Annotated in this window: 24 protein-coding genes and 1 pseudogene; 21 read left to right on the forward strand and 4 right to left on the reverse strand. The window is 59.2% G+C overall.

Going from position 1 to position 26,914, the window contains the following annotated elements:
- Position 1: 1 nt before the first annotated feature.
- On the reverse strand, positions 2 to 886 hold the full coding sequence (locus ACSU1G_RS13165) for an enoyl-CoA hydratase-related protein (RefSeq protein WP_439280403.1): 885 nt from the start codon (positions 884 to 886) through the stop codon (positions 2 to 4).
- Positions 887 to 1,115: 229 nt separating this feature from the next.
- Between ACSU1G_RS13165 and ACSU1G_RS13170 the strand changes: the two genes are divergently transcribed.
- The 15 genes and pseudogenes from ACSU1G_RS13170 to ACSU1G_RS13240 all read left to right on the forward strand — a co-directional run.
- Positions 1,116 to 2,327 (forward strand): acetyl-CoA C-acetyltransferase, encoded by a 1,212-nt coding sequence (locus ACSU1G_RS13170; RefSeq protein ID WP_439280404.1) that lies wholly within the window; start codon positions 1,116 to 1,118, stop codon positions 2,325 to 2,327.
- Positions 2,328 to 2,344: 17 nt separating this feature from the next.
- Complete coding sequence (gene fabG, locus ACSU1G_RS13175) at positions 2,345 to 3,100, forward strand: 3-oxoacyl-ACP reductase FabG (RefSeq protein WP_439280405.1); 756 nt, start codon at positions 2,345 to 2,347, stop codon at positions 3,098 to 3,100.
- Positions 3,101 to 3,113: 13 nt separating this feature from the next.
- Positions 3,114 to 3,569 (forward strand): MaoC family dehydratase, encoded by a 456-nt coding sequence (locus ACSU1G_RS13180; protein ID WP_439280406.1) that lies wholly within the window; start codon positions 3,114 to 3,116, stop codon positions 3,567 to 3,569.
- A gap of 165 nt (positions 3,570 to 3,734) precedes the next feature.
- Positions 3,735 to 4,181 carry a pyridoxamine 5'-phosphate oxidase family protein gene (locus tag ACSU1G_RS13185; RefSeq protein ID WP_439280457.1) on the forward strand — a complete coding sequence of 149 codons (447 nt, stop codon included), beginning with the start codon at positions 3,735 to 3,737 and terminating at the stop codon, positions 4,179 to 4,181.
- Positions 4,182 to 4,214: 33 nt separating this feature from the next.
- Positions 4,215 to 5,279: a phosphotransferase family protein gene (locus tag ACSU1G_RS13190; protein ID WP_439280407.1), complete on the forward strand. Its 1,065-nt coding sequence runs from the start codon at positions 4,215 to 4,217 to the stop codon at positions 5,277 to 5,279.
- On the forward strand, positions 5,272 to 6,042 hold the full coding sequence (locus tag ACSU1G_RS13195) for an SDR family oxidoreductase (protein WP_439280408.1): 771 nt from the start codon (positions 5,272 to 5,274) through the stop codon (positions 6,040 to 6,042). Before ACSU1G_RS13190 ends, ACSU1G_RS13195 begins: the two co-directional genes overlap by 8 nt.
- Positions 6,039 to 7,334, forward strand: a complete 1,296-nt coding sequence (locus tag ACSU1G_RS13200) for an acyl-CoA dehydrogenase family protein (RefSeq protein ID WP_439280409.1) — start codon at positions 6,039 to 6,041, stop codon at positions 7,332 to 7,334. Before ACSU1G_RS13195 ends, ACSU1G_RS13200 begins: the two co-directional genes overlap by 4 nt.
- Before the next feature lie 68 nt (positions 7,335 to 7,402).
- A complete protein-coding gene (locus ACSU1G_RS13205; RefSeq protein WP_439280410.1) occupies positions 7,403 to 8,881 on the forward strand; it encodes a class I adenylate-forming enzyme family protein in 1,479 nt (492 codons plus the stop codon).
- Positions 8,878 to 9,876: an NADPH:quinone oxidoreductase family protein gene (locus tag ACSU1G_RS13210; protein ID WP_439280411.1), complete on the forward strand. Its 999-nt coding sequence runs from the start codon at positions 8,878 to 8,880 to the stop codon at positions 9,874 to 9,876. The genes ACSU1G_RS13205 and ACSU1G_RS13210 overlap by 4 nt, the downstream gene beginning before the upstream one ends.
- A gap of 47 nt (positions 9,877 to 9,923) precedes the next feature.
- On the forward strand, positions 9,924 to 11,096 hold the full coding sequence (locus ACSU1G_RS13215) for an acyl-CoA dehydrogenase family protein (RefSeq protein ID WP_439280412.1): 1,173 nt from the start codon (positions 9,924 to 9,926) through the stop codon (positions 11,094 to 11,096).
- Between the two features lie 43 nt (positions 11,097 to 11,139).
- On the forward strand, positions 11,140 to 11,934 hold the full coding sequence (locus ACSU1G_RS13220; protein ID WP_439280413.1) for an enoyl-CoA hydratase-related protein: 795 nt from the start codon (positions 11,140 to 11,142) through the stop codon (positions 11,932 to 11,934).
- A 134-nt stretch (positions 11,935 to 12,068) separates the two neighbouring features.
- Positions 12,069 to 13,538: an aldehyde dehydrogenase gene (locus ACSU1G_RS13225; protein WP_439280414.1), complete on the forward strand. Its 1,470-nt coding sequence runs from the start codon at positions 12,069 to 12,071 to the stop codon at positions 13,536 to 13,538.
- Complete coding sequence (locus ACSU1G_RS13230; protein ID WP_439280415.1) at positions 13,531 to 13,974, forward strand: Zn-ribbon domain-containing OB-fold protein; 444 nt, start codon at positions 13,531 to 13,533, stop codon at positions 13,972 to 13,974. Before ACSU1G_RS13225 ends, ACSU1G_RS13230 begins: the two co-directional genes overlap by 8 nt.
- Positions 13,975 to 14,121: 147 nt before the next feature.
- The gene (locus ACSU1G_RS13235) at positions 14,122 to 15,192 is read left to right on the forward strand and encodes a thiolase C-terminal domain-containing protein (protein ID WP_439280416.1); all 1,071 of its coding nucleotides are present in this window, start codon (positions 14,122 to 14,124) and stop codon (positions 15,190 to 15,192) included.
- 172 nt (positions 15,193 to 15,364) lie between these two features.
- A pseudogene (locus ACSU1G_RS13240) lies at positions 15,365 to 15,857 on the forward strand (transposase); the annotation flags it as partial.
- 75 nt (positions 15,858 to 15,932) lie between these two features.
- Here the strand turns inward: ACSU1G_RS13240 and ACSU1G_RS13245 are convergent.
- From ACSU1G_RS13245 to ACSU1G_RS13255, 3 genes are all read right to left on the reverse strand, one after another.
- Complete coding sequence (locus ACSU1G_RS13245) at positions 15,933 to 16,787, reverse strand: SDR family NAD(P)-dependent oxidoreductase (RefSeq protein ID WP_439280417.1); 855 nt, start codon at positions 16,785 to 16,787, stop codon at positions 15,933 to 15,935.
- A gap of 84 nt (positions 16,788 to 16,871) precedes the next feature.
- Positions 16,872 to 17,729, reverse strand: coding sequence for an SDR family NAD(P)-dependent oxidoreductase (locus ACSU1G_RS13250; protein ID WP_439280418.1), 858 nt, complete (start codon positions 17,727 to 17,729; stop codon positions 16,872 to 16,874).
- 62 nt (positions 17,730 to 17,791) lie between these two features.
- The gene (locus ACSU1G_RS13255) at positions 17,792 to 18,544 is read right to left on the reverse strand and encodes an SDR family NAD(P)-dependent oxidoreductase (RefSeq protein WP_439280419.1); all 753 of its coding nucleotides are present in this window, start codon (positions 18,542 to 18,544) and stop codon (positions 17,792 to 17,794) included.
- Positions 18,545 to 18,845: 301 nt separating this feature from the next.
- Between ACSU1G_RS13255 and dctP the strand changes: the two genes are divergently transcribed.
- The 6 genes from dctP (at position 18,846) to ACSU1G_RS13285 (ending at position 26,866) form a co-directional block, all read left to right on the forward strand.
- Positions 18,846 to 20,105: a TRAP transporter substrate-binding protein DctP gene (dctP, locus tag ACSU1G_RS13260; RefSeq protein ID WP_439280420.1), complete on the forward strand. Its 1,260-nt coding sequence runs from the start codon at positions 18,846 to 18,848 to the stop codon at positions 20,103 to 20,105.
- A 153-nt stretch (positions 20,106 to 20,258) separates the two neighbouring features.
- A complete protein-coding gene (locus ACSU1G_RS13265) occupies positions 20,259 to 21,464 on the forward strand; it encodes an iron-containing alcohol dehydrogenase (RefSeq protein ID WP_439280421.1) in 1,206 nt (401 codons plus the stop codon).
- Between the two features lie 405 nt (positions 21,465 to 21,869).
- Complete coding sequence (locus tag ACSU1G_RS13270; RefSeq protein ID WP_439280422.1) at positions 21,870 to 22,784, forward strand: NAD(P)H-dependent flavin oxidoreductase; 915 nt, start codon at positions 21,870 to 21,872, stop codon at positions 22,782 to 22,784.
- Positions 22,785 to 22,923: 139 nt separating this feature from the next.
- Positions 22,924 to 24,381: an aldehyde dehydrogenase family protein gene (locus tag ACSU1G_RS13275; RefSeq protein WP_439280423.1), complete on the forward strand. Its 1,458-nt coding sequence runs from the start codon at positions 22,924 to 22,926 to the stop codon at positions 24,379 to 24,381.
- Between the two features lie 46 nt (positions 24,382 to 24,427).
- Positions 24,428 to 25,624: an acyl-CoA dehydrogenase family protein gene (locus ACSU1G_RS13280; protein WP_439280424.1), complete on the forward strand. Its 1,197-nt coding sequence runs from the start codon at positions 24,428 to 24,430 to the stop codon at positions 25,622 to 25,624.
- A 51-nt stretch (positions 25,625 to 25,675) separates the two neighbouring features.
- Positions 25,676 to 26,866: an acyl-CoA dehydrogenase family protein gene (locus ACSU1G_RS13285; RefSeq protein ID WP_439280425.1), complete on the forward strand. Its 1,191-nt coding sequence runs from the start codon at positions 25,676 to 25,678 to the stop codon at positions 26,864 to 26,866.
- Positions 26,867 to 26,914: the final 48 nt, after the last annotated feature.

Raw genomic sequence — 26,914 nt, forward strand, 5'->3', positions numbered from 1 at the left:
CTCAATCGGCCTCGCGACGCGGTGCCGCGCTGTAGTCGCCGTAGCGTCCGTCGCGCCATGCCAAGGCTCCCTTGAGCCCGTCTGCGGAGAGGTGGTCTCGCCATTCGTAGGCGGCTTCGGTGTGCTGAGCGGTCGCATCGAGATGGGTGAGAGTCTGCATCGACGACTGTAAGCCCATATTCTCGTAGAACGTGTTGATGCCGAGCTTGAGCACACCCAGGAAATCTGCACTCAGGTTCGCGATCCGATCTGCGAACGCAATAGTGCGCTCTTCCAGTTCATCCGCCGGCCACGCGTAATTGATCAGTCCGATTTCTTCGGCAGTCTTCCCCGTGACTGCGTCGCCTGTGAAGAAGAGTTCTTTTGCCTTACGCATGTTGAGGATGTACGGCAGAATCATTCCGTTCCGAGACACCCCGATTGCGCGGTGGCCTGGATGGCCGATTACCGCGTCTTCCGAGGCCGTGACGAGATCGCCCATCATCGCCAGTTCGAGACCACCCGCGAGCGCGAAGCCGTGGATCTGAATCACCGTCGGCTTGGAAACATGAAACAGGCGGAGTTGCGCGGCGGTGCCCCGGCCGATCTTGACGCCGTGGTTGAAGGTTAGGGGGCGATCAGCATCGTCCTTAGTGCGGATGCCCTCTCCGCCAGGCGTGTAACTGCGCGTCAGATCATAGCCAGACGAGAACCCGCTACCCGCTCCACGAAGGATGATCACGCGTACGTCTTGGTCCGTTTCGAACTGATCCAGCGCTTGGATGAGCTGCTCTAGCGTCTCCGGAGCGAGGGCGTTCCTCTTGTCAGGACGGTTGATGGTGATGCGTCCGATGCGTCCGTCCGTCCCCACTCGGTCAAGGAGCAGATGGTCAAATTCGAAAGTCACTCGGTATCCTCCCGGTCGGCAAACGGCGTTAGTGCAGACGCATCGGCGATGACGGTAGATCTGCACAGAATCTTAGCCGTAATTTGCCGCCAGCCTACACGGAAATGCGCTAGAAAGAGAAAAGAATGCGAGGAGGAGTTGCCTATCATGTACGCATACTCATAGAGTGTTGCTTGTTGACTGATAGTTCCTGTTTAATACTGAACTCCCTACGGAAAGGTAGTGCATCGTGCCTGAAGCTGTCATCGTGTCAGCAGCCCGCTCGCCCATAGGGCGAGCACACAAAGGGTCGTTCGCCGGCATGCGTGCTGACGAGCTTGCTGCGCAGATGGTGAAATCGGCAATCGACGCCCTGCCGGACTTTGATCCCACATGGATCGATGATCTGATGATCGGGAATTCTGCGCCAGTGGGGGAGGTCTTTCATAACCTCGGACGTGTTGTGACGGTGTTGGCGGGACTCGATTTCGTGCCGGGCACGACTGTGAACAGGTATTGCTCCTCGAGTCTGCAGACCACTCGGATGGCCATGCACGCGATTCGGGCCGGTGAGGGATCGGTGTTCATCTCTGCGGGGGCTGAGTCGGTGAGCCGCACGGCAGCGGGAATGGTCCAGGGCGATTTTAAGAATCCACGTTTCGCGGCTGCGATGGTGCGTTCCGCATCGATGTCCGCTTCCGACTCCGCATGGCGTGATCCGCGTGAGAATGGCGAACTCCCTGATGTGTACATCGGTATGGGGCTGACCGCAGAGAACGTGGCCAAGCTGCACGATGTCAGTCGCGAAGATCAGGACGCGTTCGCCGTTCGTAGTCAAAACCGTGTCGAGGCTGCGACGCGCACAGGGTTCTGGGAGCGAGAGATCACCCCGGTCACGCTGCCTGACGGAACCGTGGTCTCAAAGGATGACTCACCGCGGGCGGGTGTGACGCTCGAAGCAGTGTCGCAGCTTTCACCTGTCTTCCTCGAAGGAGGTACGGTAACTGCAGGTAACGCATGCCCGCTCAACGACGGCGCGGCCGCACTGGTGATTATGAGTGACACTCGAGCGAAGGAGCTCGGTTACACCCCGCTGGCGCGAGTAGTCTCGACCGGAGTCAGCGCACTTTCGCCAGAGATCATGGGTCTTGGTCCAGTGGAGGCGACTCGACGCGCTCTCGCAAATGCTCGCATGAATGTCTCCGACATAGATCTGTTCGAGATTAATGAGGCGTTTGCAGCACAGGTTATTGCGTCAGCCCGCGAGTTGGAGCTCGACGAGGACAGACTGAACGTCCGCGGTGGTGCCATCGCTCTTGGGCACCCCTTCGGAATGACCGGCGCGCGCATCACTACGACGCTGATCAACGCCATGCGCGACACCGATTCGCAATTCGGCGTCGAGACGATGTGTGTCGGCGGTGGCCAGGGCATGGCCATGATTCTCGAACGACTGTCCTGACAAAAGGAGCAGCAAATATGTCTCATCAACGTGTCGCCATCGTGACCGGTGCCGCCCGCGGAATTGGTGAGGCCATCGCCCGCCGATTGAGCAGAGACGGGCTGGCCGTCGCTGTGATTGACCTCGACGAGAACAGCGCCGTCAGCGCAGCGGAGCTCATCAATGCCGAGGGAGGACGGGCAATCGGACTCGCCGCTGACGTCGCCGTCGAGGCCACGGTCGAGAAAGCCGTCGCGGAAATCGTAGAACGCGTCGGTGCGCCGACGGTGCTCGTGAACAACGCGGGAATCTTACGGGATAACCTGCTGTTCAAGATGTCCACGACCGAGTGGGACTCCGTGATTGATGTGCATCTGCGTGGCGCTTTTCTGATGACCCGTGCGGTACAAACGCACATGGTCGAAGCGAGATTTGGGCGCATCGTAAATCTTTCGAGCTCATCCGCACTCGGCAATCGCGGTCAGGCCAACTACGCGGCAGCCAAGGCCGGGTTACAGGGCTTTACCAAGACGCTTGCTCTCGAACTCGGCCCGTTTGGGATCACCGCGAACGCGATCGCCCCGGGCTTCATCGCCACTGCGATGACCGAGGCGACCGCCGAGCGCATCGGAACTACGTTCGAAGAGCTCAAAGCCAAGGGCGCAGCTAGTATTCCGGTTCGGCGAGTAGGTGAACCAGATGACGTCGCCGCTGCCGCGTCATTCTTCATCCGAGAGGAAGCATCCTTCATCTCGGGCCAGGTGCTCTATGTCGCTGGCGGACCTCTTAACTGACGGGCAGGAAACTATGCAAGAGTTCACAATTGATCAATTTCGCGACCATGTCGGTCATGAGCTGGGAACCAGCGAGTGGATCACCGTTGACCAGCAGAGCATAGACAAGTTTGCAGATGCCACGGGTGACTTTCAGTGGATCCATATCGATCCCACACGTGCGGCTGAGGGGCCATTCGGCACCACAATCGCGCACGGCTTTCTGACGCTGGCATTGCTTCCGCAAATGCTCGGAGGACTCTACCGTGTCACCGGGCTCGCGATGACGATCAACTATGGCCTGAATCGTGTGCGCTTCCCTGCCGCGGTGGCGGCAGGTTCCCGGGTGCGCACGGTTGCACATTTGCTGAGGGTGGATGTAGTTGGCGACCGGTCCCAATCGGTGGTCCGGTGCACCATCGAGTTGGAGGGATCGACCAAGCCCGCCTGCGTCGCAGAGCTCGTCGGACTTCTCTTGCACGCACGCTGACCGATGAGATCGCACATGATGCGTACTCTAGCAATGCTCTAACTATTCCTTGTGTATGCGTAGCGAGTTTTGGACTACTGCTACGCGTTTTTCACATATGTACTAGTGTAAATTTAGAAGCCAAGTTTTGGCGAGGAAGGCGAAAATATGCGGAAACCCATTTCGATGTCCGTTGAAGAGTCATATGCGTTCGCGGGTCATTCATTGATCGGGACGCTGGCCACAATCGGACCGCGAGGATTCCCTCACCAGGTGAACATGATGCACGCGTTCACTGACAACACCCTCGAATTCACAGCATTCCGGAAGTCGCAGAAGGTCGTCAACCTTCTGCGCGACCCTCGTGCCTCCTTCTTGATTGAGAAGACCATGCCCTATTCCGAAATCAAGGGTGCGCTTTTTGTGGGTGAAATCGAGGTCCTCGATGACTACAACGAGGTCGTGCGGATCGCAAACAACGTCGCGCAGCGTTTCCAGCAATTGCATCCCGAGGACTGGGATCGTAATCCCCAGGTTGATATCGAGCTGACGGCTCAGAAGCGAATGGCCCTCAAGCTGAACCTCCGCAAGATCACCAGTTGGGATCACTCGAAGCTTGGCGGCGGGTACTGAGACGAATCCGTATTCGGTTCGAGAGGGAGAACGATGGAGTTTATTCCGACCAACAATGTCGCGCTCGCAAAGTCGCTGACTGAATGGATGGAGAGCGTACGCGTTGGGGAACCCGGCGCGTCCGCGACAGTGGAACCACTGGCGGGCGGCACGCAAAATCTGCTCTTTCAAGTCACCAAAGGAAGCTTCAGGGCCGTGTTGCGAGCTGCGGCTCCGGACTCCCCGAGCAAGATGAAATCGCTGATCAGGGAACTTACCCTGCTGCCAGCGTTGGAACACTCCGAAATCCCGCATGCGCGCTTCTTGGCTGGATGTGAGGATTCCGGCGTGATCGGATCACCGTTCTATCTGATGGAGCATGTCGACGGGTGGTCGCCTGAAATCGACAGATGGCCGGACGATATCAGCGGTGATCCCGTCCGGTTGCGGGAGATCGCGTTCAGTATCGTCGACTCAGCAGCAACCATGGCGAATTTTGACTGGAGATCCGCTGGGCTTGAGGAATTCGGCCATCCTGAGGGATTTCATGATCGACAAGTCGATCGGTGGTCCGCGTATTTCGATGGCTTCAAGTTTCGAGAGCTGCCCGGATGGGATGCCGCAACCGGATGGTTGCGCATGAATAGGCCCACGACCTGGGAGCCCGGTCTTATGCATGGCGACTTCCACTTCCATAATCTGATGTACAGCGGGGACAATCCGGTCGAGGTTGTGGCCGTCCTCGACTGGGAGATGGCGACGATAGGTGACCCGTTACTTGACCTGGGGTACATGCTCATCGCCTGGCACCCCGAAGGGGATGATATGCGGGCCGGAAGGAATCTTCCGATCGATCTCATGCCGAGTCGCGCCGAGATCTTGGACAGATACTCTGAGCGGACCGGTCGGTCGACGCAGGACATCGACTACTACGTCGTCCTTGCGCGCTGGAAGATGGCGATCATCCTCGAAGGTAGTTTCGCGCGATATTCCGCGGGAGAGTGGGACGATCCGGTCGGTGCCATCTTGGGGGTTCTCTCAGCGGATTACATGCGCAAGGCCGGTTCGCTCGCCGAGCACCTCGGTCGGGGCTCATTGGCGGTGACCCCCGATGAGTAGTCCGCTCGAACCTCAAAGCCTATTCTCGTTGGAAGGGCAGGTAGTGGTCGTCACGGGGGGTAGCCGTGGCCTTGGTCGCAGGATCGCCTTCGCCGCCGCCTACGCTGGCGCGTCGGTGGTGATCGCGAGCCGCAAGTGGGAAAGCTGTGTCGCGACGAGCGAGGAGATCGCGGCGGTGGTGGGCAGACCAACGATGCCGTACGCGCTCCACGTTGGTCACTGGGAAGAACTTGAGCCCTTTGTCGCTGCTGTTTATGAGCGGTTCGGCCGGGTCGACGTACTCGTCAACAACGCTGGCGCGTCGCCAGTATATGACAAGCCGACTGATATATCCGAGAAGCTGTTCGACGCGGTTTACGCGCTCAATGCGAAGGGCCCGTTTCGGCTGACCGCTCTCGTCGGTGAGCGCATGCAAAAAGCTGGTAGCGGCTCGATCATCAACATCAGCTCCCTCGCGAGCATCCGACCGTCTCCGCGCACCCTGCCATATGCGGCAGCCAAGGCGGCATTGAACGCGACCACGGTCGGGTTCGCGCAGGCCCTTGGCCCGGCTGTACGGGTCAATACCGTGATGCCGGGAACCATGGAGACCGACATTGCAGGTGCCTGGGATCGGAAAGTCATGGACCAGATTGTGCAGAAATTCGCGCTAAAGCGCACTGCGCAGCCAGACGAGGTGGTCGGTGCGGTGATGTACCTCGCGTCTAAGGCATCGACGTATACGACCGGCGCAACTATTCGAGTAGATGGAGGAGCACCATGAGCTGGGACTTTTCAACCGATCCAAAGTTTCGCCCTGCCCTAGATTGGGCCAAAGAGTTTGTTCGAGAGCGTGTCGAGCTCGTCGATACGCTCTGGCCACACGACGTGTATAAGCCACTCGTCGGGGTGCGCCGAGAGGTCATCGCCCCGCTTATGGAGGAAGTCCGCAGGCAGGGACTATGGGCATGTCACCTTACTCCGGAGCTGGGTGGCCAAGGCTTCGGGCAGAGGGAGCTTGCCGAACTGAACGAAATTCTCGGACCGACGCTCTGGGGTCCGCGCATCTTCGGTACCCAGGCACCCGATACCGGTAATGCCGAGATTCTCGCGAAGTACGGTACTCAAGAGCAACGGGATCGATATCTTCAGCCGTTGCTCGATGGCGAGATCTTCTCTGCCTACTCCATGACCGAGGTAGAAGGCGGTTCGGATCCCGGCGTCTTCACGACCCGAGCGACGCGGGATGGAGACGGTTGGGTGCTCTCGGGTCGAAAATTCTTCACCACGAACGCCCGACATGCCGAGTTCCTTATTGTGCTGGCCGTTACTGACCCTAATGCACCGCTGGCACAGCGCATGTCTATGTTCCTCGTTCCGGCGGACGCACCCGGTGTGTCGGTTGAACGTAACTTCTCGCACTGGACCGAACCGGTAGGCGAGGAGTCTGAGGGGCTTGTCGTATACAACGATGTGCGCTTGCCCGCCGATGCTCTGCTTGGCGAGATCGGACACGGGTTCATCGTGGCTCAGACGCGTCTGGGCGGTGGCCGAGTGCATCACGCCATGCGCTCGGTTGGTATGGCACAGCGATGCCTCGACATGATGGCCGAACGGGCTCTTTCTCGTCACACCAAGGGAGAGATGCTGGGTGAGAAGCAGGCTGTGCAACGCATGCTGGCGGATTCCTACGTGGCCGTACAGCAGTTCCGCCTGCTCGTAATGTATACCGCGTGGAAGATCGACACGACCGATGATCCACGCGCAGTGCGCAAGGACATCGCCGCCGTCAAGATCCAGCTGCCACGCATGTTCCAGGCAGTGGCCCGCGATGCAATCCAACTCCATGGCGCACTCGGTGTGACTCCTGAGCTTCCCCTCACGCGATTGTTCGAGAGCAGCGTCAAGCTCGGCATCGTGGACGGGCCCACGGAGGTCCATCTCACGACGCTAGCCCGCTTGTTGCTTCGTGAGTACGAACCCATCGAGGGTGACTGGCCGTCAGAATACATCCCAGCCAAGCGGCAACGCGCAGTGGACGTGCTGCTTGGCGGGGACCGATCGCGCCTCCAGTAAGACAGAAGACGATCAGTGAGGATTATCGAGTCATGAAGCAACTGAACGGGAATCACGCCGCGTATCTCATGCGCCGTGCCGCCACTTACGGGGATCGCGTCGCGCTCGTCGACGGCGACCGATCGCTGACATACAGTCAGCTCGATCGTCGGTCTAGTCAGTTCGGACGCCTGTTGCAGTCCCAAGGCGCCAAAGCCGGCGACCGGGTCGCGGTTTTCGTCTCGAATCGGCTGGAGTTCTTCGAGGTGGTGATAGGCGCCTGGCGAGCAGGCATGATCACCGTGCTCGTGAACCACCGGCTGACGGCAAAAGAGCTCAAGTATCAGATGGCGGACACCGCGGCTGCCGCGATCGTCCACAGCCCTGATCTTGCGCAGTTCGCGCAACAGGCGAACACTTCGGGGGTGCCGATGGTGACCTTCGATGCACACTACGAATCAGTGTTGGCCGAACAACCTGACGCACCGCTGGCTGTGGAGGTGGATGCAGATCATCCGATCGTCTTGGCCTATACATCAGGCACCACCGGGAAACCGAAGGGGGCGATGCAGACACACAGCAACTGGCACTGGCAATTGGCTGCTGCGCTCCTCTCGACGAACATCACCTCCGATGATCGTATTCTCGTAGCGGGCCCGTTGCCTTACATCGGGAGGGCTCTCGCCTTCAGCGCGCTGTACCGGGGGGCTCCGATCCACATCCTGGGCAAGTTCGAACCGGTCGACGTCTTGGAAGCGATTCAACAGCATCGGATCACCGCAACCTCAATGGTTCCGACCATGATCTACATGATCGAGGAACTGATCGAGAGTGAACAATACGATCTGTCATCGCTGCGTACCGTCTGGTACGGCGGGGCCCCGATCTCTCCCGGACGCCTGTCCCGACTTCTGGAGATTTTCGGCCCGATCTTTGTGGAGTCTTATGGCCAGACTGAAGCGCCTTCGATTGCCTTCCTGGACCGCGAAGACCACGTACCGGGTAGCCCTCGCCTGAGCTCGGTGGGACGACCCGCGATCGGCATGGAGATCTCTATCCGTGATGAGAGCAACCAGGAAGTCGCACCGACGGTGATCGGTGAGCTGTGCGTGAGAGGCGGAATCGTCGGCGCGGGCTACTGGAACGATGCCGAGAAGACAGCACGAACGATCGTCGACGGATGGCTGCACACCGGGGACATCGGATACATCGATGAAGCAGGATACATCTTCATTGCGGATCGACGTATCGACATGATCCTCACCGGCGGACACAACGTATATCCGAGAGAGGTAGAAGACTGCATCAGTGCGCTGCCCGCGGTGGCTGAGGTCTCGGTTGTCGGTGTCCGGGACGAGATCTGGGGCGAACGGGTCACGGCGGTCCTGCGAGTGAAGGCCGGAGCCACCCTGACGGAACGCGATATCGATGCTTTTTGCCGCACACACCTTTCCGGCTACAAGATTCCGCGCGCCTACCATTTCACGTTGCAACCGTTGCCGAAGAGCGCGAACGGTAAGGTCCTCGCGCGCGAGGTTCGAGTGATGATGGAGGGTGTTGAGGCATGACCAAGATGCGCGCATGGCAGATTTCCAAGATCGGGGTACCGCTGGAGTCGATGGTGTCCGCCACGATCGAGCGACCAGTGCCTGGACCTGGTCAGATTCTGGTGAAAGTACGGGCAGTGAGCTTGAACTTCCCTGATGTCCTCATGGCTATGGGCCAGTATCAGATGCAGCCTTCATTGCCTTTCGTGCCGGGTGTGGAACTGTGCGGCGACGTTGTGGATGGAACAACCGATCTCCCGGCAGGCACACGTGTGATGGGCATAGCGAAAGTTCCTGATGGTGCGCTCGCGGAGTACGCGATCTGCGAAGCAGGCAAGGTTTTTCCCGCGCCTGACGTCCTCAGCGACGCCGAGGCAGCGTCGTTCACGATCGCCTTTCATACTGCTTGGCTTGCGCTGCACCACCGAGGCCGGATCGTTTCCGGTGAGACCCTGCTCGTACATGCAGCGGCCGGCGGCGTGGGAAGCGCGGCGACGATCCTAGGCAAGGCCGCGGGGGCACGGGTGATTGCTGTCGTCGGTGGTGAGCAGAAGTCGGCCATCGCACTGAAACTCGGTGCCGACGAAGTCGTTGACCGGCTTACATGCGAAGACGAGGACGCACTCATTGCTGCTCTTCGAGAGCATATTCCTGCTCCAGGTGCCGATATCGCGTTCGACCCGGTTGGTGGATCTGCTTTCCGAGCTTCAATGAAACTGCTCGCACCCGATGGGCGACTGGCGGTCATCGGCTTCGCTGGTGGGGAGATCCCGTCGATCGGTGTGAACCGTGCGCTACTCAAGAATATCGACATTATGGGCATTTACTGGGGCGGTTACATCAATACCACGCCGAGCGTGGTCGCCGAAGCTGCTGCCGACCTGTCGAGACTCATCGTCGAAAAGAACATCCGCCCATACATTTCCGAGATCGTCGGGTTCCTGGACGCCGCAGCAGCTTGCGAAAAGCTCCGACAAGGCGCATCCAGCGGGCGAATTGTCGTCTCTCTTGGGTAATCGACGACCTCTGATCTGTTAGAACCCCACAACCGAAAGGATTCCCTATGGACTTCTCACTGAGCGATGAAGAAAAGGCGATCCGCCAGGCCACCCGCGATTTCATCAACCGCGAGGTGAAGCCGTACGAACCCATCATTCTTGAACGCGAACGCCGAGGCGAAAAGGCCCTGGAGCGTTCGGAGCTGCGCGAACTTCAGCTCAAGGCGCGAGAGTTCGGTTTCTGGGGTCTCGCCACGCCGGAGAAACTCGGTGGCATGGATCTGTCTGCCGTGATGCAGTCTCTGATTTGGACCGAGATCGGTCGCTCATTCGTTCCTTTTCGCTTCGGCGGCGAGGCAGATAACATCCTCTTCTTCGCGAATGATGAGCAACGTGAAGAGTTCCTGGTTCCGACGATCGAGGGAGAACGCATTTCGTGTTTTGCGCTGACCGAACCCGACGCTGGGTCAGACGCTGCGAACATCACATTTTCTGCGCGACGTGACGGTGACGACTGGATCCTCAACGGCGAGAAGACCTTCATCACGAACGGCAATGACGCGGATTTTGCAATCGTTATTGCGGTCACTGATCGGAAGAAGGACGTCCGTGATGGCGGCAGTACCGCTTTTCTTGTCGATCGAGCGATGGGCTGGACGTCATCGCCGCTCGTACCGATGGGGCCGAATGTCCCCGCGGCACTCAGCTTCCAAGATGTGCGAGTACCGAATCGCAACATCCTCGGTGAGGTGGGTCAGGGCTTCCAGCTTGCGATGAAATGGATCGGAAAGGGTCGATACATCATTCCGTCATACGCCGTCGGCATCGCCGAAGGACTGTTGAAGATGGGCGTCGAGTATTCAAATATTCGACAGACCTTTGGGAAGCCCATCGGTGAGAATCAGGCGATCGCCTGGATGCTAGCCGACTCAGCGACCGAGATCGAGGCGGCTCGATGGCTTACCCTGAACGCCGCGTGGGTTGCCGACCAGGGTATGGATCCGCGGCATACCTCTTCGATGGCGAAGTTGAACAGCGCGTCGATGGTGAACCAGGTCGTCGATCGAGTCATGCAGATACACGGTGGTATGGGATATATGAAGGAACTGGCGATCGAACGGTGGTACCGCCAGGTTCGACTGTTCAGGATTTTCGAAGGCACCGACGAGATGCAGCGACTGATCCTCTCACGCAACCTGTTGCGAGGTTACGAAAAGGTCGAGCCGCGTTGGTTCTGACCGGATTTCGAACGAATGTCAGGCATCTGAGGGAAGAGACACTATGGAACACTGGCTGACCGAATCGATCGATGACGGTGTGCTTACGCTGACCATCAACCGGCCGGACCGTCGCAACGCGATGAACACTGAGATTCTTACTCAACTAGGAACAAGTGTGCGTCGGGCGGCCGTGGACGACGATGTCGCTGCTGTCGTCCTCCGTGGCGCCGGTTCGGATTTCAGCGTCGGTGGCGACGTAGCGGCGATGGCAGGCGGTTCGCGCAGGGAGGTATCGCCGGACCAACGGATCTCTGACCTACGGGAGATGATGGAGGTCTCGTTGCTCTTGCACGAGATGCCCAAGCCTACGATCGCTGCTGTCCGCGGCGCCGCGGCCGGTGCAGGACTCGCGCTCGCGATGGCCTGCGACTTTCGTATCGCAACGCCAGCGGTCAAGCTCACCACTGCGTTCGCAAAGGTTGCGTTGTCGGGCGATTATGGCGGAAGCTGGCTGCTCACCAGGATCGTGGGCCCGGCTCGTGCTCGTGAAATGTATCTGCTTCCCGAGGTCATCAGCGGTGAACGTGCCTTGGAACTCGGCCTGGTCACCCGGCTGGCAGAGGATGCTCAGCTGGAATCCGAAGCAGAGGCCATGGCCCGCCATTTCGCCGACGGACCTCGGTTGGCCTTCAGCCTCATCAAGGAGAACCTGAACCTGGCCGTCAGTGCAACGCTGGGGGAGAGTCTTGATCGTGAGGCGGCGAATCACATTTGCGCGTCGCTGTCCGACGATCATCGCGAGGCCGCCACCGCGTTCGTGGAGAAGCGTCCGCCTCGTTTCCGGATTCGCGGTTGACGGTCCAGACTATGGCGATGCGCGTTATGCTAATTTTAATCTGAAGAGGTTATAAAACGCGACGCATTAGATTGAGTGTTTCGCAAACTATAGAAATAACTATGCTGGCGAACGGCTTAGGAAGGAACTGAGACATGCAACTCGAACGAGCAGACCTGTACCTAGCCGGTCGGTGGCGCCCGCCCGCACAGGCGAAGTCAATCGCCCTGACCAACCCCGCTACCCAGGAATATCTCGGGTCTGTGCCCGAGGCGGGGCCGACCGACATCGATGTGGCACTCGCTGGCGCGCGGTCCGCGCTGACCGATTCACGTTGGGCCGATCTAATTCCCGCCACGCGGGCCGATCTTTTGGATCGATTCGCTGATGAGCTCGAACGACGAGCCGAGGCTACGGCGAGGATCGTCACGGCGGAGAATGGGATGCCGTCCAGCCTGGCGCTGCCGGCCGAAGGTATGTTTCCGGCCGAGGTCATCCGATATTACGCACAGCTCTGCCGGGAGACTCCGCTGGAGGAATGGCGTGCAGCCATCCATGGACGCGGCACCACGCTGGTCCGTCGTGAACCTGTCGGAGTTGTCGCCGCGATCACACCGTGGAACTACCCCCAGTCGCTGGCAGTGTTCAAGATCGCGCCAGCGCTCGCGGCGGGGTGCGTCGTAATTTTGAAGCCTGCGCCTGAGACGGCGCTGGATGCCTTTCAGCTCGCCGATGCGGCCGAAGCGGCGGGTCTGCCGGACGGCGTACTGAGCATCGTTCCCGGATACGGTGATCTCGGTGAGTATCTGGTGACGCATCCCGGTGTGGACAAGGTCGCCTTCACTGGTTCGACGACTGCGGGTCGGCATATCGCCGAGGCCTGCGGGAGGCTGCTCCGCCCGGTCACTTTGGAACTCGGAGGTAAGTCTGCCGCGATCGTCCTTGAGGATGCGGACAGTGAACGGCTGGCCCGAGGGTTGGCCTGGGCCGGGCTGCAGAATCAGGGACAGACCTGTCATCTGAGCACAAGGATCGTGGTCCCCAGAAGTCGCTATGCAGAGATTGTTGACTCGATCGCGGCGATGGCTTCGTCGCTCTCCGTGGGTGACCCTACCGATCCCAACACCCGGATCGGGCCGCTTGTCTCGGAGCGTCAGCGCACGAGTGTTGAGGGGTATCTTGCGCAAGCTCGCGAGGATGGCACAATCGTCACCGGAGGCAGGCGGCCTCCAGGGCTGGCGCGCGGGTGGTATGTGGAGCCGACGATTATCTCGGATATAGATCCGCGTTCGTCGGTAGTGACTGAGGAGATCTTCGGTCCTGTTCTCGCGGTGCTTCCGTATGACACCGTCGACGAGGCCGTGGCCATCGCGAACGACTCGAGGTACGGACTCGCGGGCACCGTCTGGACCGCTGACATCGAGCGAGGGGTTGATTTCGCTCGTCGGATCAAGACGGGAACGGTAGGGATCAACAGCTTCGACATTGACATCGGCGCGCCCTTCGGGGGCGTAAAGGACAGCGGTATGGGCCGGGAACTCGGGCCGGAAGGCTTGGCCGCGTACTTTGATCTCAAGTCGATTTATACACGTATGAAGCAAGAGCAGGGAGCCTCGAATGCTTAGCCCATCTCAGTCGGCGGAAGAGAACGTGCTTCGGCCGATTCCGCTGGCCGACGACCTTACTGAGCCGTACTGGTCTGCCGCGAGGGAAGGGCGACTCGTCATTCAGCGGTGCACCAACTGTGGAAATTACCAGCACCCTCCTCGGATCTATTGCTCAAGTTGCCAAGAGGGCGCATTGGAGTTCAGTGCGGTCAGCGGCGAGGCGACAGTCTACAGCTACTCGAAGGTTGTGGAAGCGAACACCCCGGGCCTGAAGCCGCCCTACGCGGTGATCTTCGCAGAACTCGTCGAGCAAGCTGGCCTGTGGATTCTTTCGGACTGCCCGGGTGACTTTGAGATTCGAGTGGGTGACCCGCTTGAGCTGTCCTTCCAGGAGATCCGAGAAGGTGTGGTGCTCCCGCAGTTCCGCCCGGTCGGCTATCAAACGCTTCAGTAGTCGGACGCACGTTTCCCATCAGTGTTCAAGAGGAATAGAGATCACGTGACCGTAAACAACCCAACGATCGCCATTGTCGGGACCGGGTACTCGAGGCTTGAACGACGATCCGCTCGTCCGCTCGTGCTTCTTGCGCGAGACGCTGCGATGGCGGCCATCGCGGACGCAGGGCTGAACCGCGCCGACATTGATGGCCTCAGCACTTATCCGGTGCTCGCACCATTCACTGAACCGGACAAGGAGATCATTACAGTTCCTTCGATGCAACGGGCAATGGAGCTGACTGGTCGTGTGAAGTGGTTCTCCGAGTCACAGGAGGGAATGATCGGCGCTGGAGTCGCGGCTGCCTATCACGCACTGCGTTCCGGAGCCTGTGACTACGCACTCGTGTGGCGTGCGCTCTATATGCCAAAGAACGGCCGTTATAATCAATCGCCGCCTTCCGCGGTCGGCGGGCATGCTCAGTTCACTGGTCCGTACGGAATGAGTTCGTACAACGGTCTCTTCTCAGCCCTGTACTCGCGCTACTTCGATCTGTATCAGGGAAACCGAGAGAAGCTCTCTACGATCGCTACCGCTCAGCGAAGCTGGGCGAATAAGAATCCTGATGCTCTGTTCAAGGACATCGCGCTCTCCAAGGACGAGTACATGAATGCGCGGATGCTCTCCGATGCGGTGTGTCTGTTCGACTGTGACATCCCCCTCGACGGTGCGAGCGCGATCGTGATGACAACCGCAGATCGTGCGAAGGATCTCGACTCTCCCGCGGCGTTCGTGACGGGGATCGTCCAGGGCGGACCGCAGGAAGCTGAGCTTTGGGATCTCGAAGCGGTGCAGAGTTCGATGGCTCACCTCGGAGGCAGGATCTGGTCGGAATCCGGGTTGTCGCCGGCGGACATGGATGCTGCCATGCTCTATGACGGTTTCAGTCTGTTCCCCGTGCTGTGGGCCGAAGGCCTCGGCTTCTGCGGCGCAGGTGAGGGGCTCGATTTCATTCAGGACGGACGGATCGCTCCCGGAGGTGCGTTGCCCATGAACACCGGCGGCGGCTCCCTCAGCCAGGGTAGGCTTCACGGTCTTGGACACGTTATCGAGGCCGCTCGTCAGGTCACGGGACGGGCGGGCGACCGACAGGTTCCCGGAGCCAAGCACGCGGTCGCGACGGTGGCATTCAACATCAACGGAATGGCGCTGACTGTCAGCAGTGACGCGCCCTGACGATCGATGTGCCGGACAAAGAGACAGAGGTCGACCGGCAGGCGCTTGACCGAGCTGGAGCGTGAGAATCGTGAATTGCGCCGCGCGAGTGCGGCCTAGGAGATGGAGATCTGGGCCCAGCAGCGTGCCGGTGTCGTCGGCAGCGCGTTTAGGTCGAAAGAGTGTGTAGTGGGACGCGCTTGGGCATCACGGGATCACTGGTGGTCCTCGCTGCGGGCATTTCATACTGGTGCAGATCACCTCACCGACAAGCCGACCGCCTGCCTGTCCGCGCTGTCCCTAGGCGATGGGCATGTCGAGGTTGAAACGACCTGGGGTATCCGCCAACGCGTTGTCGCCGCATGCCGGGAACCCGACAAGACCAAGGGCATGCATCTGATGCACACGGTAATCGGTTCAGTCTCAGTGGCGTCCCTGGCGCGTTGAAAGAGATCCGACGCCTGGGCGCGCACGCTCAAGCAACGTGCCGCCGACATCATCGCGTATTTCGACCGGCCGGGCACCAGCAACGGCCCCGCCGAAGCAGGTAGCGGCCGTCTCGAACACCTCCGCGGCGCAGCCCTCGGCTTCCGCAACTTCACGAACTGCATCGTCAGATTGCTCTCGAAGCGGGCGGAATCAGTCCTCAAATACACCCTGGATCGCGATGTGTCAGTAATCCCTAATTCAAGTGTGACAGGGAGAGGAAAAAGGTTCGGGGACGAGTCCATCACTGAGATCGTCCCGGAACCTCGACGGCCTCAGCGCTTCCCAGCGTCTCGCATCTTTCGGTAATCAAGAGCAGCCTGTCGCATGACAGGGTGTGGTGGGTTGCCGATGACTGACGTCGCACCGCCGTCGACAGGAAGCGTGATCCCCGAGATCCAACTCGATTCGTCGCTGGCTAGGAACAGCGCTGCGTGGGCTATATCGATCGGCTTACCCACTCGCCCGAGTGGCTGCAGGATCGCGGCGCGTTTGCCGACAAACTCGACATACTTGGCGGCTTCATCGCGCGGTACCCCGTTGGCTGCTGCATTCATCGGGCCCATCGTGACACCAGGGGAGATCACGTTGGAGCGAATCCCGTGTGGAGCGAGCTCAGCGGTCGCCGCTTTTGCGAGACCGGAAATCGCATGCTTGGCCGAGGTATAAGCGAGGGGTGCGTAGCCACCCAACAGACCGGCTGCGCTGCTGGTCGAGATGATCGACCCGCCGGTTCCTTGTTTGCGGAACTGGCGAGCCGCGTACTTGTGACCGGAGACATACGCCCCCAATAGCAGGCGCATCATCTCATCGAAGCGCTCTGCCTCAATATCGTAGAAGCCCGCTAGCTCGCCTTGAACGCCGGCGTTGTTGAAGAACACGTCGAGCCGTCCGAACTTCTCAACTGTGAAGTCGACGAGTGCTTCGATTTGCGCATCGTCGCTAATTTCGGTCTGCTTGAAGTAGAGCGCTCCCGGATGGATCTCTTCTAACGCTGTGCCAGCGGGCTTATTCCGGCCTGCAACGACGACTCGAGCTCCTTCCTTCACGAAAAGTTTGGCCGAAGCCTTGCCGATTCCGCTCGTGCCGCCTGTGATAATCGCGACCTTGCCGTCTAATCGAGCCGTCATGACAGTCCTTCCCCTTGCAATCAGTTGGTGTTGAGACAGAGCGCCCTAGTCGCCCGGTCTTCTCGTAGTAAGACTTTTGGTCGATTACGCGTCTTGTTTTGCGTCGTGTGCTGCACGGTATTCGGCGGCGGCTCGTTGCATGACTGGGTGAGGCGGATTCCCGATGACTGAGGTCGCCCCGCCGTCAACTGGGAGCGTCACGCCCGAGATCCAGGCAGACTCGTCGCTAGCGAGAAAGAGCGCTGCGTACGCAATGTCGATCGGCCAGCCTGCGCGCCCCAGCGGCTGAAGAACGGCTGCGTGTTGCGCGACAAAGTCGAGATACTCAGCGGCGTCCTCGGGGGGCACCCCATTCGATGCCGGAATGATCGGCCCTAATGTAATGCCTGGAGCAATGACATTTGAACGGATACCGTGTGGTGCGAGTTCGGCCGTCGCGGCCTTTGCGAGGCCAGAGATGGCATGCTTGGCGGATGTGTAGGACAGCGGCGCATAACCGCCCTGAATACCTGCGGCGCTGCTTGTTGAGATGATCGATCCGCCAGTGCCTTGCTTACGGAATTGGCGGGCCGCATACTTGTGGCCCGATACGTAAGCCCCCAGCAACAGGCGCATCATCTCATCGAAACGCGTGGCCTCAATGTCGAAGAAGCCGGCTGCCTCGCCTCTGATGCCAGCATTGTTGAAGAACACGTCGAGTCGTTCGAACTTCTCTACTGTGAAGTCGACGAGTGCTTCGATCTGCGTATCGTCGCTAACTTCGGTCTGCTTGAAGTAGAGAACTCCCGGATGGTCTCTCTCGAGTGCGGCCCCGGCGGCCTCGTTACGCCCTGCAATGACGACGCGTGCGCCTTCTGCAACGAACAGCTCGGCCGATGCCGCGCCGATGCCGCTTGTACCGCCTGTGATGATAGCAACCTTGCCATCGAGTCGACCTGCCATGGTTTTTCTCCTAGTGAGTATTGGTGATAGTTAGAGTGCGAACAACGCGTTGAGGGAGCTGGTCATGCACTGCGCCCACCATCAATCACGAAATCTGCACCGCTGACGAAACTGGACTCCTCAGTGGCGAGGAATAAGACAACCTGGCTGAGATCTTCTACCCTCCCGGAACGGCCGATCGGTGGGAGATTCTTTGCGTTCTCCTCTGCAGTTCGTGAGGCGCGCACAGCGAGTGCAAGTGGCGTGTCCACTCCGCCCGGTAGCACGCAGTTAACACGCACGCCGCGGGGGCCGAGATCGACCGCTGCTTGGCGGGTAAGTCCGCGGACAGCGAATTTGGCTGCTGTATAGCCGATATTTGGGGACGTTCCGTTGGCGAGAATGCCGGCGACTGACGAGATGTTGACGATCGATCCGCCGCCTGCAGCGATCATGCCGGGTGCTACAGCTCGCATTCCATAGAGGATTCCGTGCTGGTCGACGGCGACGGTCGACATATAGTCCTCGACCGACAGGGTGAGGATATCTGCGACTGGTCCTGTGCGGCCTGCATTGTTAATGAGCACATTGACGGTTCCGTACCGGGCCTCTGCAGCTCGAACGACCTCAGTCCAAGCCTGCTCATCCGTGACATCGTGCTCGATGAAGAGCGCGTTCTGCCCGAGTCGAGCCGCTAGTGCTTCCCCTTGCTTGGTTTGGAGATCAGTCAACACCACCTGTGCGCCTTCTCGAACGAAGCGCTCCGCATGCGCCTCCCCCATGCCTTGCGCGGCACCTGTGATGATTGCGATCTTGCCGTCCAGACGTCCAGACATGTGTATTCCTCTCTATCAATGCTTCCTTGCATTGTTCATTGCGGGCAGACTACCGCACGAATTTCGGAAGATGGTTGTCTTGAGCTCTAGTCTTTCTATTTTGCGAAGATGATGGTAGAAATCTAACGGATAATAGATGCGTTTGCCATCAAAAATTCATCTTTTGCGAAGTTTTCTAACCAATAGAGTGCTGGGCGAGGCGCAGATGCCAGCACCCAAAATCCACACTGACTCACTGGTGAGCAGTGCATATCGGTGGGATCGTCGAAGATCCGCGCCAAGAAAGGAACGTGAATCAACAATGATCCGCATCCAGAACGGTCAACAGCGACGACGGGTGGTTCCTGTCACGATGGCGGCAGTGCTCGTCTTGGGGGGTTGCGCAGCAGGTGGCAGCGACACGAATGACGAGGCATCTCAGCCAGTAGAAGACAGTATTAGCACGATGGAGCCCATCGTGCTGAGCTTGGCTGAGGCAAACGTTGAGCAGTCCGCGGTTGGCGCAGCGCTCACCGAGTACATGGATTACATCGAGGAGCGCACCGACGGCAAGGTCACTTTCGAACCTTACTGGGCGACTTCACTCGCGCCACTCGCGCAGACTCTGAACGCTGTGTCGACGGGGCTGGCCGATATTGGCGTCTTCGTGAATTCCTATTATCCGGATGAGATGCCGGGCGCTGCTTGGCTGAGTAACCTCGGCACCATGTCGATGAAGGGCTGGCCGCACTCTTACCTTCAGAGCCACGCCGCGACGATCGAATTCGTTGCGACGAGCGATGAGCTCCAGGCAGAGTTCACTGCGCAGAACGTGCGTCCAATCTATCTGGGCAGCTCACCGATGGCCGATATGTTCTGCACGAGGCCGATCGTTACTCTCGAGGATGCAGAGGGGAAGCGCGCTCGCGTCGGTGGACCACCTTGGAGCACGTCGGTCGAAGCCCTTGGGATGACAGCGGTCAGCTTTTCGAGTGCTGAATCGTATGAGGGTTTGCAGCGCGGCATAGCCGACTGCACGCTCTTCTCCGCAGCACCGAATGTCGCGGTGCCAATGGGGATTTCCGATGTCGCGCCCTATTATTCGTCGACGCACACTGCTGGTATCCCGGGTAATGGTCACATCATGAACCTCGACGTCTGGAACTCGCTGCCGGTGGATGTGCAGCAGATATTCACCGATGCGTCCGCTCTGCTGGCCACCAGCATGGCGACTGAAATGATTCGTGTTTACTCCGAGTTCGCTGCGTCTGCGGAGGCTGACGGCTACGTATTTGTCGACACCAGACAGCTCAATGAGGTGCTGGATGCACACAATACTGAGGTCGAGGCGGGACTCGCCGCCACCGCTCCTGCGGTGATCAGTGATCCGGAGGGGGAATTCAAACGATATCGTGAGCTGCTTGCAAAATGGGAGGCCGCGATCACTTCGGAACTCGGTCTAGAACTGGAAGAGGATCTTGCACCGGAAGCGGTGCTTGCTTCATACATCGCGGGCACGGACTTCGACGTGGATCGCTATCGAAAGTTTCTCGAGGAGGTGCTCCAGGACGGCGGGGGCTGAGCTGCGGCCGGAACTGGTTGTGGGTGGCGACTCCAAGTCGGAATCGCCACCCACAACGTAGCGGATACGCGCCGCGAACGGTGAAGTTCACATTATTGGTTCGCTGGATTGCATCAATACTGCAATGCGAGGAGCGAGCGATGACATCTTTTGGTGGTGTATCGCGAGGAAGGTACGTTCATGAAAGGTGTAATGCCGAAGGAGGCTGAACCCTCATCAAGCACAGGTGAAATCTACTCGTTCGCGCCGATGGAACGAATCCGTTGGGGGGAGCCCGCGTCACTCGCCACGCGTGATGAAGTTGAACGACTCGGTGCTAAGCGCGTGCTGATCGTATCCTCAGCGACGTTGTCGCGCGAGACTGACGTCATAGATGAGCTCAGAGCAACGCTCGGAGACCGCGTTGTCGGAGTATTCGATCGGTGCGTGGCACACACGCCACTGGAAAGCGTCGAGGAATTGCTGGCGGAGGCGCGCTCACTCGTGCCGAATCTTTTCGTCACAGTCGGTGGCGGTACGCCGATCGACACCGTGAAGCTTACACAGTTCGCGCTGGGGCGCGGGCTTCGGACGCGAGATGAGATTCTGGCCGAGCGAGGCGTCGGTTCGAGCCAACGATCATCAATTCGTCAAATCGTTGTTCCGACAACTCTGTCCGGGAGCGAGTATACGAACGTTGGGGGAGCGACGGACACAGTCAGGAAGGTCAAAGACAGCTATCCTGGTTCGGATCTGTGTGCACAGACTGTTCTCCTCGACCCACTGCTGACGGTTCACACCCCGGAGTGGTTGTGGTTGTCAACGGGCATTCGAGCGATGGATCATGCGGTGGAGAGCTATCTCTCGACATCACCGAACCCGTACGTCGATATACCCGCACTCGGATCGCTGTCGTCGCTCTCATCGGCACTGCGTCGAACCAGGAATCAGCCGGGAGATCTCGAAGCGAGACTCACCGCGCTGCAGTCGGTTGCGCTCGCAACAGCCGGGTTGGGACGGGTGCCGCTGGGCGCGAGCCATGGGATCAGTTATGTTCTCGGAGCCGTTGCCGATGTGCCGCACGGCTATACCTCGTGCGTGCTGCTTCCGGCAGTGCTCCAATGGAACGAGTCAGTCACGACATTGCGACAGCAGAATATCTCCGATGCGCTGGGGGCCCCGGACCAGTCCGCGGCCGATGCGATGCGAGGTCTCATCGCTGGTCTCGGATTGCCGACGACACTTCGCGAAATCGGTATCGAACGCACTGAGTTCAGGAAGATCGCCGAGAGATCGCTGGATAATCCGCTGGTGCAAGCGAATCCGCGTACTATCTCTGACGTTCGGGATCTCGAGACGATTCTCGAGTATGCGTACTGACTGAGCCAGCCCACGCATTCGTGATGAGGTCATCACATAACGGTCTCTGTTGCCTGCTTTATGGTGTCGACACCCATCAATGAATGGGCGGCCGTCCGCATCAGGCACTTCGCGCTTTCCCTCCATGCTGATAGCCAGGTCAGGCTCGACGCTGAGCTCGTACTGAGGCGTCGTTGGCGAGGAAATCGGTGACTACGTAATCTGTAATATGGACACCGATTAGAATGCATTTTCTTTCCGAAATATCCGTAATAGGTGATCTAAGTAACGGTTGAGTGTGCCTCAAGGAATATCTTGCAGTAATATCTCGACTCAGTCGAGTGAAGTTGGAGTTGGAGACACACCGTGAGCGCAAAGTTGACAAGTAGGTTGCCTGGTGTCCTTCGGGATCATCTGGCGGTTCCCGTGCTGGGCGCTCCGATGTTTCTCGTGTCGGGCCCGAAGCTAGTGCTCGCTCAGTGTCGCGCGGGAATTATCGGCGCCTATCCAGCACTGAACTCGCGTCCGGCAGCACAGCTGAGCCAGGATCTGAAGCACATTATTGACGGCCGCGATACGTACGATGCAGTGCATCCCGATTCTCCCTCCGCGGCTTTCGCGGTCAACCTCATCGCCCACGCCAGCAATGCTCGACTGCAGGAGGATCTGGAGACGTGCGTGGAGTTCGAAGTGCCGATCGTCATCACTTCGCTGGGTGTGCGGGCTGAGGTTAACGCTGCGGTGCAGTCATACGGAGGTGTTGTCCTTCATGATGTCACCAACAATAGGCATGCCCGAAAGGCCATCGAGCAAGGCGCAGACGGGGTGATCGCAGTGGCCGCGGGTGCCGGTGGTCACGCTGGGGCACAGTCGCCGTTCGCGCTCACCCAGGAGATCCGCGAATGGTTTGATGGGCCACTTGTTCTCGGTGGCGCCATCTCGACCGGTCGAGCGGTTGCTGCGGCACAGACGCTCGGCGCGGACCTTGCCTACGTGGGCACGCCGTTTATCGCAACGCACGAGTCGAGTGCCTCCGCAGCATACAAAGCGATGGTGGTCGATGGGAGTGCCGAGGACATCGTATACACCGACGCGTTCACGGGAGTGAACGCCAACTGGTTACGGGAGAGCATCATCGCGTCCGGCGTCGCACCACAAGAGCTCCCGCATATGGCTCGAGGAACGATCCAGGTCAATCGAGACGAAGAGCAGCGCGCGTGGCGGGACGTATGGAGTGGGGGCCAAGGGATCGGCGCTGTCGACGAGATCGTGACGGTTGCCCATCTGGTCCAGCGACTGCGCGAGCAGTATGGTCGCGCTGAAGGGCGTGATGTCAAGTAGAATACGCAAACTATCTATTCATCGGTCATCGCGCTTTGATTAAATGTGTGCTTTCGTTCCATGGGTCTTCCATGTATGGTGTGAAAGAACCGTTCGATACCATTTATCGTGAATCCACGACAGCGAGGAACTCAGCTCAATGATGACAGTCCAGGAGCAGGAAGAGGCCAACGGCGCTCATGCGACCTTCCAGGTTCTGAGCCCGGTAGATGGCTCCGTTGTCGGTGAGTTCCGTGAATCTGACGCGGCGGATGTGGATGCGGCGGTTCAGCGCGCGGCCGCGGCGTTCCCTCAATGGCGTGATTTGCCCGTCCGCGAGCGTGCGAAGCATCTTTGGCGTCTCGCCGATGTCATCGAGCGACACCATGAGGAACTCGCGCGCCTTGATACGCAGTGCATGGGCAAGGCAATTCGTGACAGCCTTGTCGAGGCTCGGCGGTGTGCCGACGATGTTCGTTTTTGGGCGGGTGCTACGGACAAGATTTTCGGCAAGGAGCTTGCCGACATCAAGGGGCGGCTGACCTACACGAAGCACGAACCGCTGGGCGTGTATGGCGTGATCATCCCCTGGAATGCGCCTACCATCTCGTTCGTGAATCGCAGCGTGCCTGCACTAGCCGCTGGCAACACGGTGGTCATTAAACCGTCCGAACTCGCGCCTCTCTCCGCGCTGAGGCTGGCCGAGCTTTTCGCTGAGGCAGAACTTCCGGCTGGCATCCTTCAAGTTGTCACTGGTTCCGGCGGCACCGGCGATCTACTCGTTCGGCACCCGGACGTTCGCGGTATCTCTTTTACTGGTTCAGTGGCGACCGGTGAAAGGATCTCGCTCGCAGCGGCCGCGACATTCAAGAAGGTCACGCTTGAACTTGGTGGCAAATCACCGATTGTCATCTTTGACGACGCAGACTTGAACGCCGCAGCCGACGCCGCCATCCTGGGTGTCGCCTTCAATGCTGGTCAAATTTGCTCCGCAGGAACGCGTCTCATCGTCCACGAGGATGCCCAAGACGCGGTCATCGAGCGGATGCTCGCAACATCCAAGAAGATTCGAGTCGGCGACCCGATGGATCCCGCAACCCACATCGGACCGATCTCGTGTCAGCGTCAATATGACAAGGTTCAAGGGTTCATCGACCGAAGTTCAGGTCAAGGTCGGATTGTCACGGGCGGTGGGCGCCCCGCACACCTTGCGGATACCCCGGGGCTATACATCGAGCCGACAATTATTGCCGACGTCGGAGTTGACGCAGAGGTGTTCCGACAGGAGATCTTCGGCCCGGTGATAACTGTGACGACCTTCCGTACCGAAGCAGAAGCGCTAACGATCGCCAACGACACCGAGTTCGGCCTCTCCTCATACGTCTGGACAAAAGACCTAGGTCGGATGTTCCGAATGATTGACGGAATCGATGCGGGCGTTGTGCAGGGCAACACTCCGCAAGTGATGAATGCCGCGTTCCCGTTTTCTGGACATAAGAACAGTGGCTTCGGCACCGCGTATGGAGTCGACGCGATCGAGGGTCTTACCCAGATCAAACGAGTGACACTTAACTTCAGTGACGAGCCCGCGCAGTTGCCGTGGGCAGACCTTGAGTAAAAGCAATACCCCAGTTGAATAAACCGACAGAAAGCAGAGTAGCGAGATGTCTGACACAGCGAGCGCGACAGTCGTGATCGACGTTCCAAGCCACGAAGAAATCCTTGAGAAGGCGCGAGCGCTGGTGCCTCTCCTTCGCGAACATGCTGCGGAGGTGGACCAGATTCGTCGCCCCGTCGACTCGGTCATCCAAGCGATCGAAGATGCTGGGCTTTTTAAGCTTGCGGTTCCTAGGCGCGTCGGCGGCTGGGAGGCTCCATTCCGAACCTGGATGGAAGTCGCTGCCATCCTCGGCGAGGGATGCGCATCGACATCGTGGGCGTTGATCCAGTCCACTCAGGCCACCGGATTCATGTTCTCCCTCAATGAACAGGGTCAGCAGGAGATCCTTTCTCGGGGCGGTGCACTCCGTGCGGCAGGCGCGAACGCGCCGACGGGCACAGTTACGCCCGTCGACGGCGGATGGACTGTGTCGGGGGAGTGGCCCTATGCATCCGGAATCGTGCACGCCGATTGGGCTCTCGTCGGATTCATGATCACGAACGAAGAAGGAAACCCTGACGCAGTGATCGGGTTTGCACCGGTCGGCGGGGGCAAGGGTGAGGCAACATGGAAAGACACATGGTTCGTCGGCGGACTCCGTGGCACTGGTAGTAACACGGTCGTACTCGACGAGGTATTCATACCGTCGTATCGCGCGCTTCGCGCCGGAGAGTTGGCCAGAGGCATCCACCGCACGCCATACGACGATGAGCTGATGTTCCGTTCGCCGTTGGGGACGCTCGGCGCGATGGTCTGCGTTCCGGCTGCGCTAGGGGCCACACGTGAGGCGTTACGTCTCGTCGCGGAGAAAGCACCCAGTCGTCGCATCACTTATTCAACGCACAAGGTTCAGGCGGAGACGCCCGGTGTTCAGATTGGGCTCGGCTCGGCGAGTGCGAAGCTTCGTGTCGCCGAATACGCTCTCTTCGGCGCAGCAGATGAGCTGTGGAACGCTCTGGAAAACAACACACCATTGACCGCGGCGGAAACGACCCGTTTTCGCGCGGTCGCGACACAGTCAGCCCAGCTCGCGCTCTCCGCGATGCAGGACATTATGTCCGCTGCCTCGTCTTCGAGCTTCGCGGACGGCAATCCGCTTCAGCGCATCTATCGCGATGTCCAGCAGGCGGCGCTACACGGCACCCTTATCCCCGGCACTGGATTTGAGTTGCACGGAAAGGCCGTCATTGGGGTTGAGTAACCCAGGGCGGACACCGAATCAGATCACCTTGAGAAGTGCTGGGAGTAGCCGATGACCACATCAGATGAATCTCTAGTTTTCCCCGTGGATGTCCCCGAAGAGTTGCTCGAACTCCAAGGATACGTCCGCAAGATCGTCACGAACGAGGTCATTCCTTACGAGAAAGAAGGGGAACTGCCTCCGGACGTTCAGGCGCGCGTTCACGACAAGCTTCGTGAGATCGGCACGTGGGGGCTCGGTGTTCCTGCTGAGCATGGCGGATCCGGGCTCAGCGCGCTCGGCTTTGTGATGGTGTGCGAGGAGTACTGCCGCACGACGCTGTGGGAACCGCTGTACAACGCGGGTAATGCGTTCCCCGGCTTCATCAATGGCTCCCAGGACCTGCTGGAACGGTACTATCTGCCGACAGTTCGAGGTGAGCTTAGTCCGCCTTCGTTCGCGCTGACTGAACCCCAAGGCGGCTCGGATCCTGGCGGGATGATGCAGACTACGGCCGTCCGAGAGGGCGACGACTGGATTCTGGACGGACGAAAAACGTTCATCTCGTATGGCGATAAAAGCGACTACGTTCTGGTTTTTGCGATCACAGACAAGAAACTTCGTCAGCGCGGTGGGATCTCACTGTTTGTCGTCGACCGTGATAACCCCGGGATGTCGGTTGTGCGGAAGATTCCGACTATGGGAAGTCACACTCCTGTTGAGCTGGACTTCACTGACTGTCGAGTCTCAGACGCAAACCGTCTGGGCGATGTCGGGCAGGGATTCGCTTTGGCGCAGAGTGCTCTCGGCAAATACAGGCTGATGTTCGGTGGCTACGCAGTCGGAGCTGCCGGTCGACTACTGGAGATGGCGCTCGATTATGCATCCGCTCGTGAAGCGTTCGGGAAAACTTTGTCCGAGCAAGGGCAGATACAGGCAATGCTCGCCGATATCGCCATCGACATCGAGACGTGCCGCTGGATGACCTATCGTGCGGCGGTTCTGCACGATCGAGGTGAAGACACTCGGATCATCGACTCGATGGTGAAGGTGTATGCATCGGAGATGATCGGCCGCGTCTCGGACAAGGTGATGCAGATTCACGGCGGCTGGGGATACTCGCAGGACTTTCCCATTGAGCGCTTCCTGCGGGATTCGCGCTTCGCGCGTATCGTCGAGGGCCCGAACGAGATGCACCGGTGGTTGATCTCGCGCGAACTCGTCAAGCGTCGCGCGGCGGGCAAGTCCGTTACTCGTCACTGAAAATCTAGGTTGCCCATGTCACCGTTATCGGTCGAGTACGCTCACCCA

Source organism: Microbacterium sp. A93 (genome assembly GCF_051842835.1).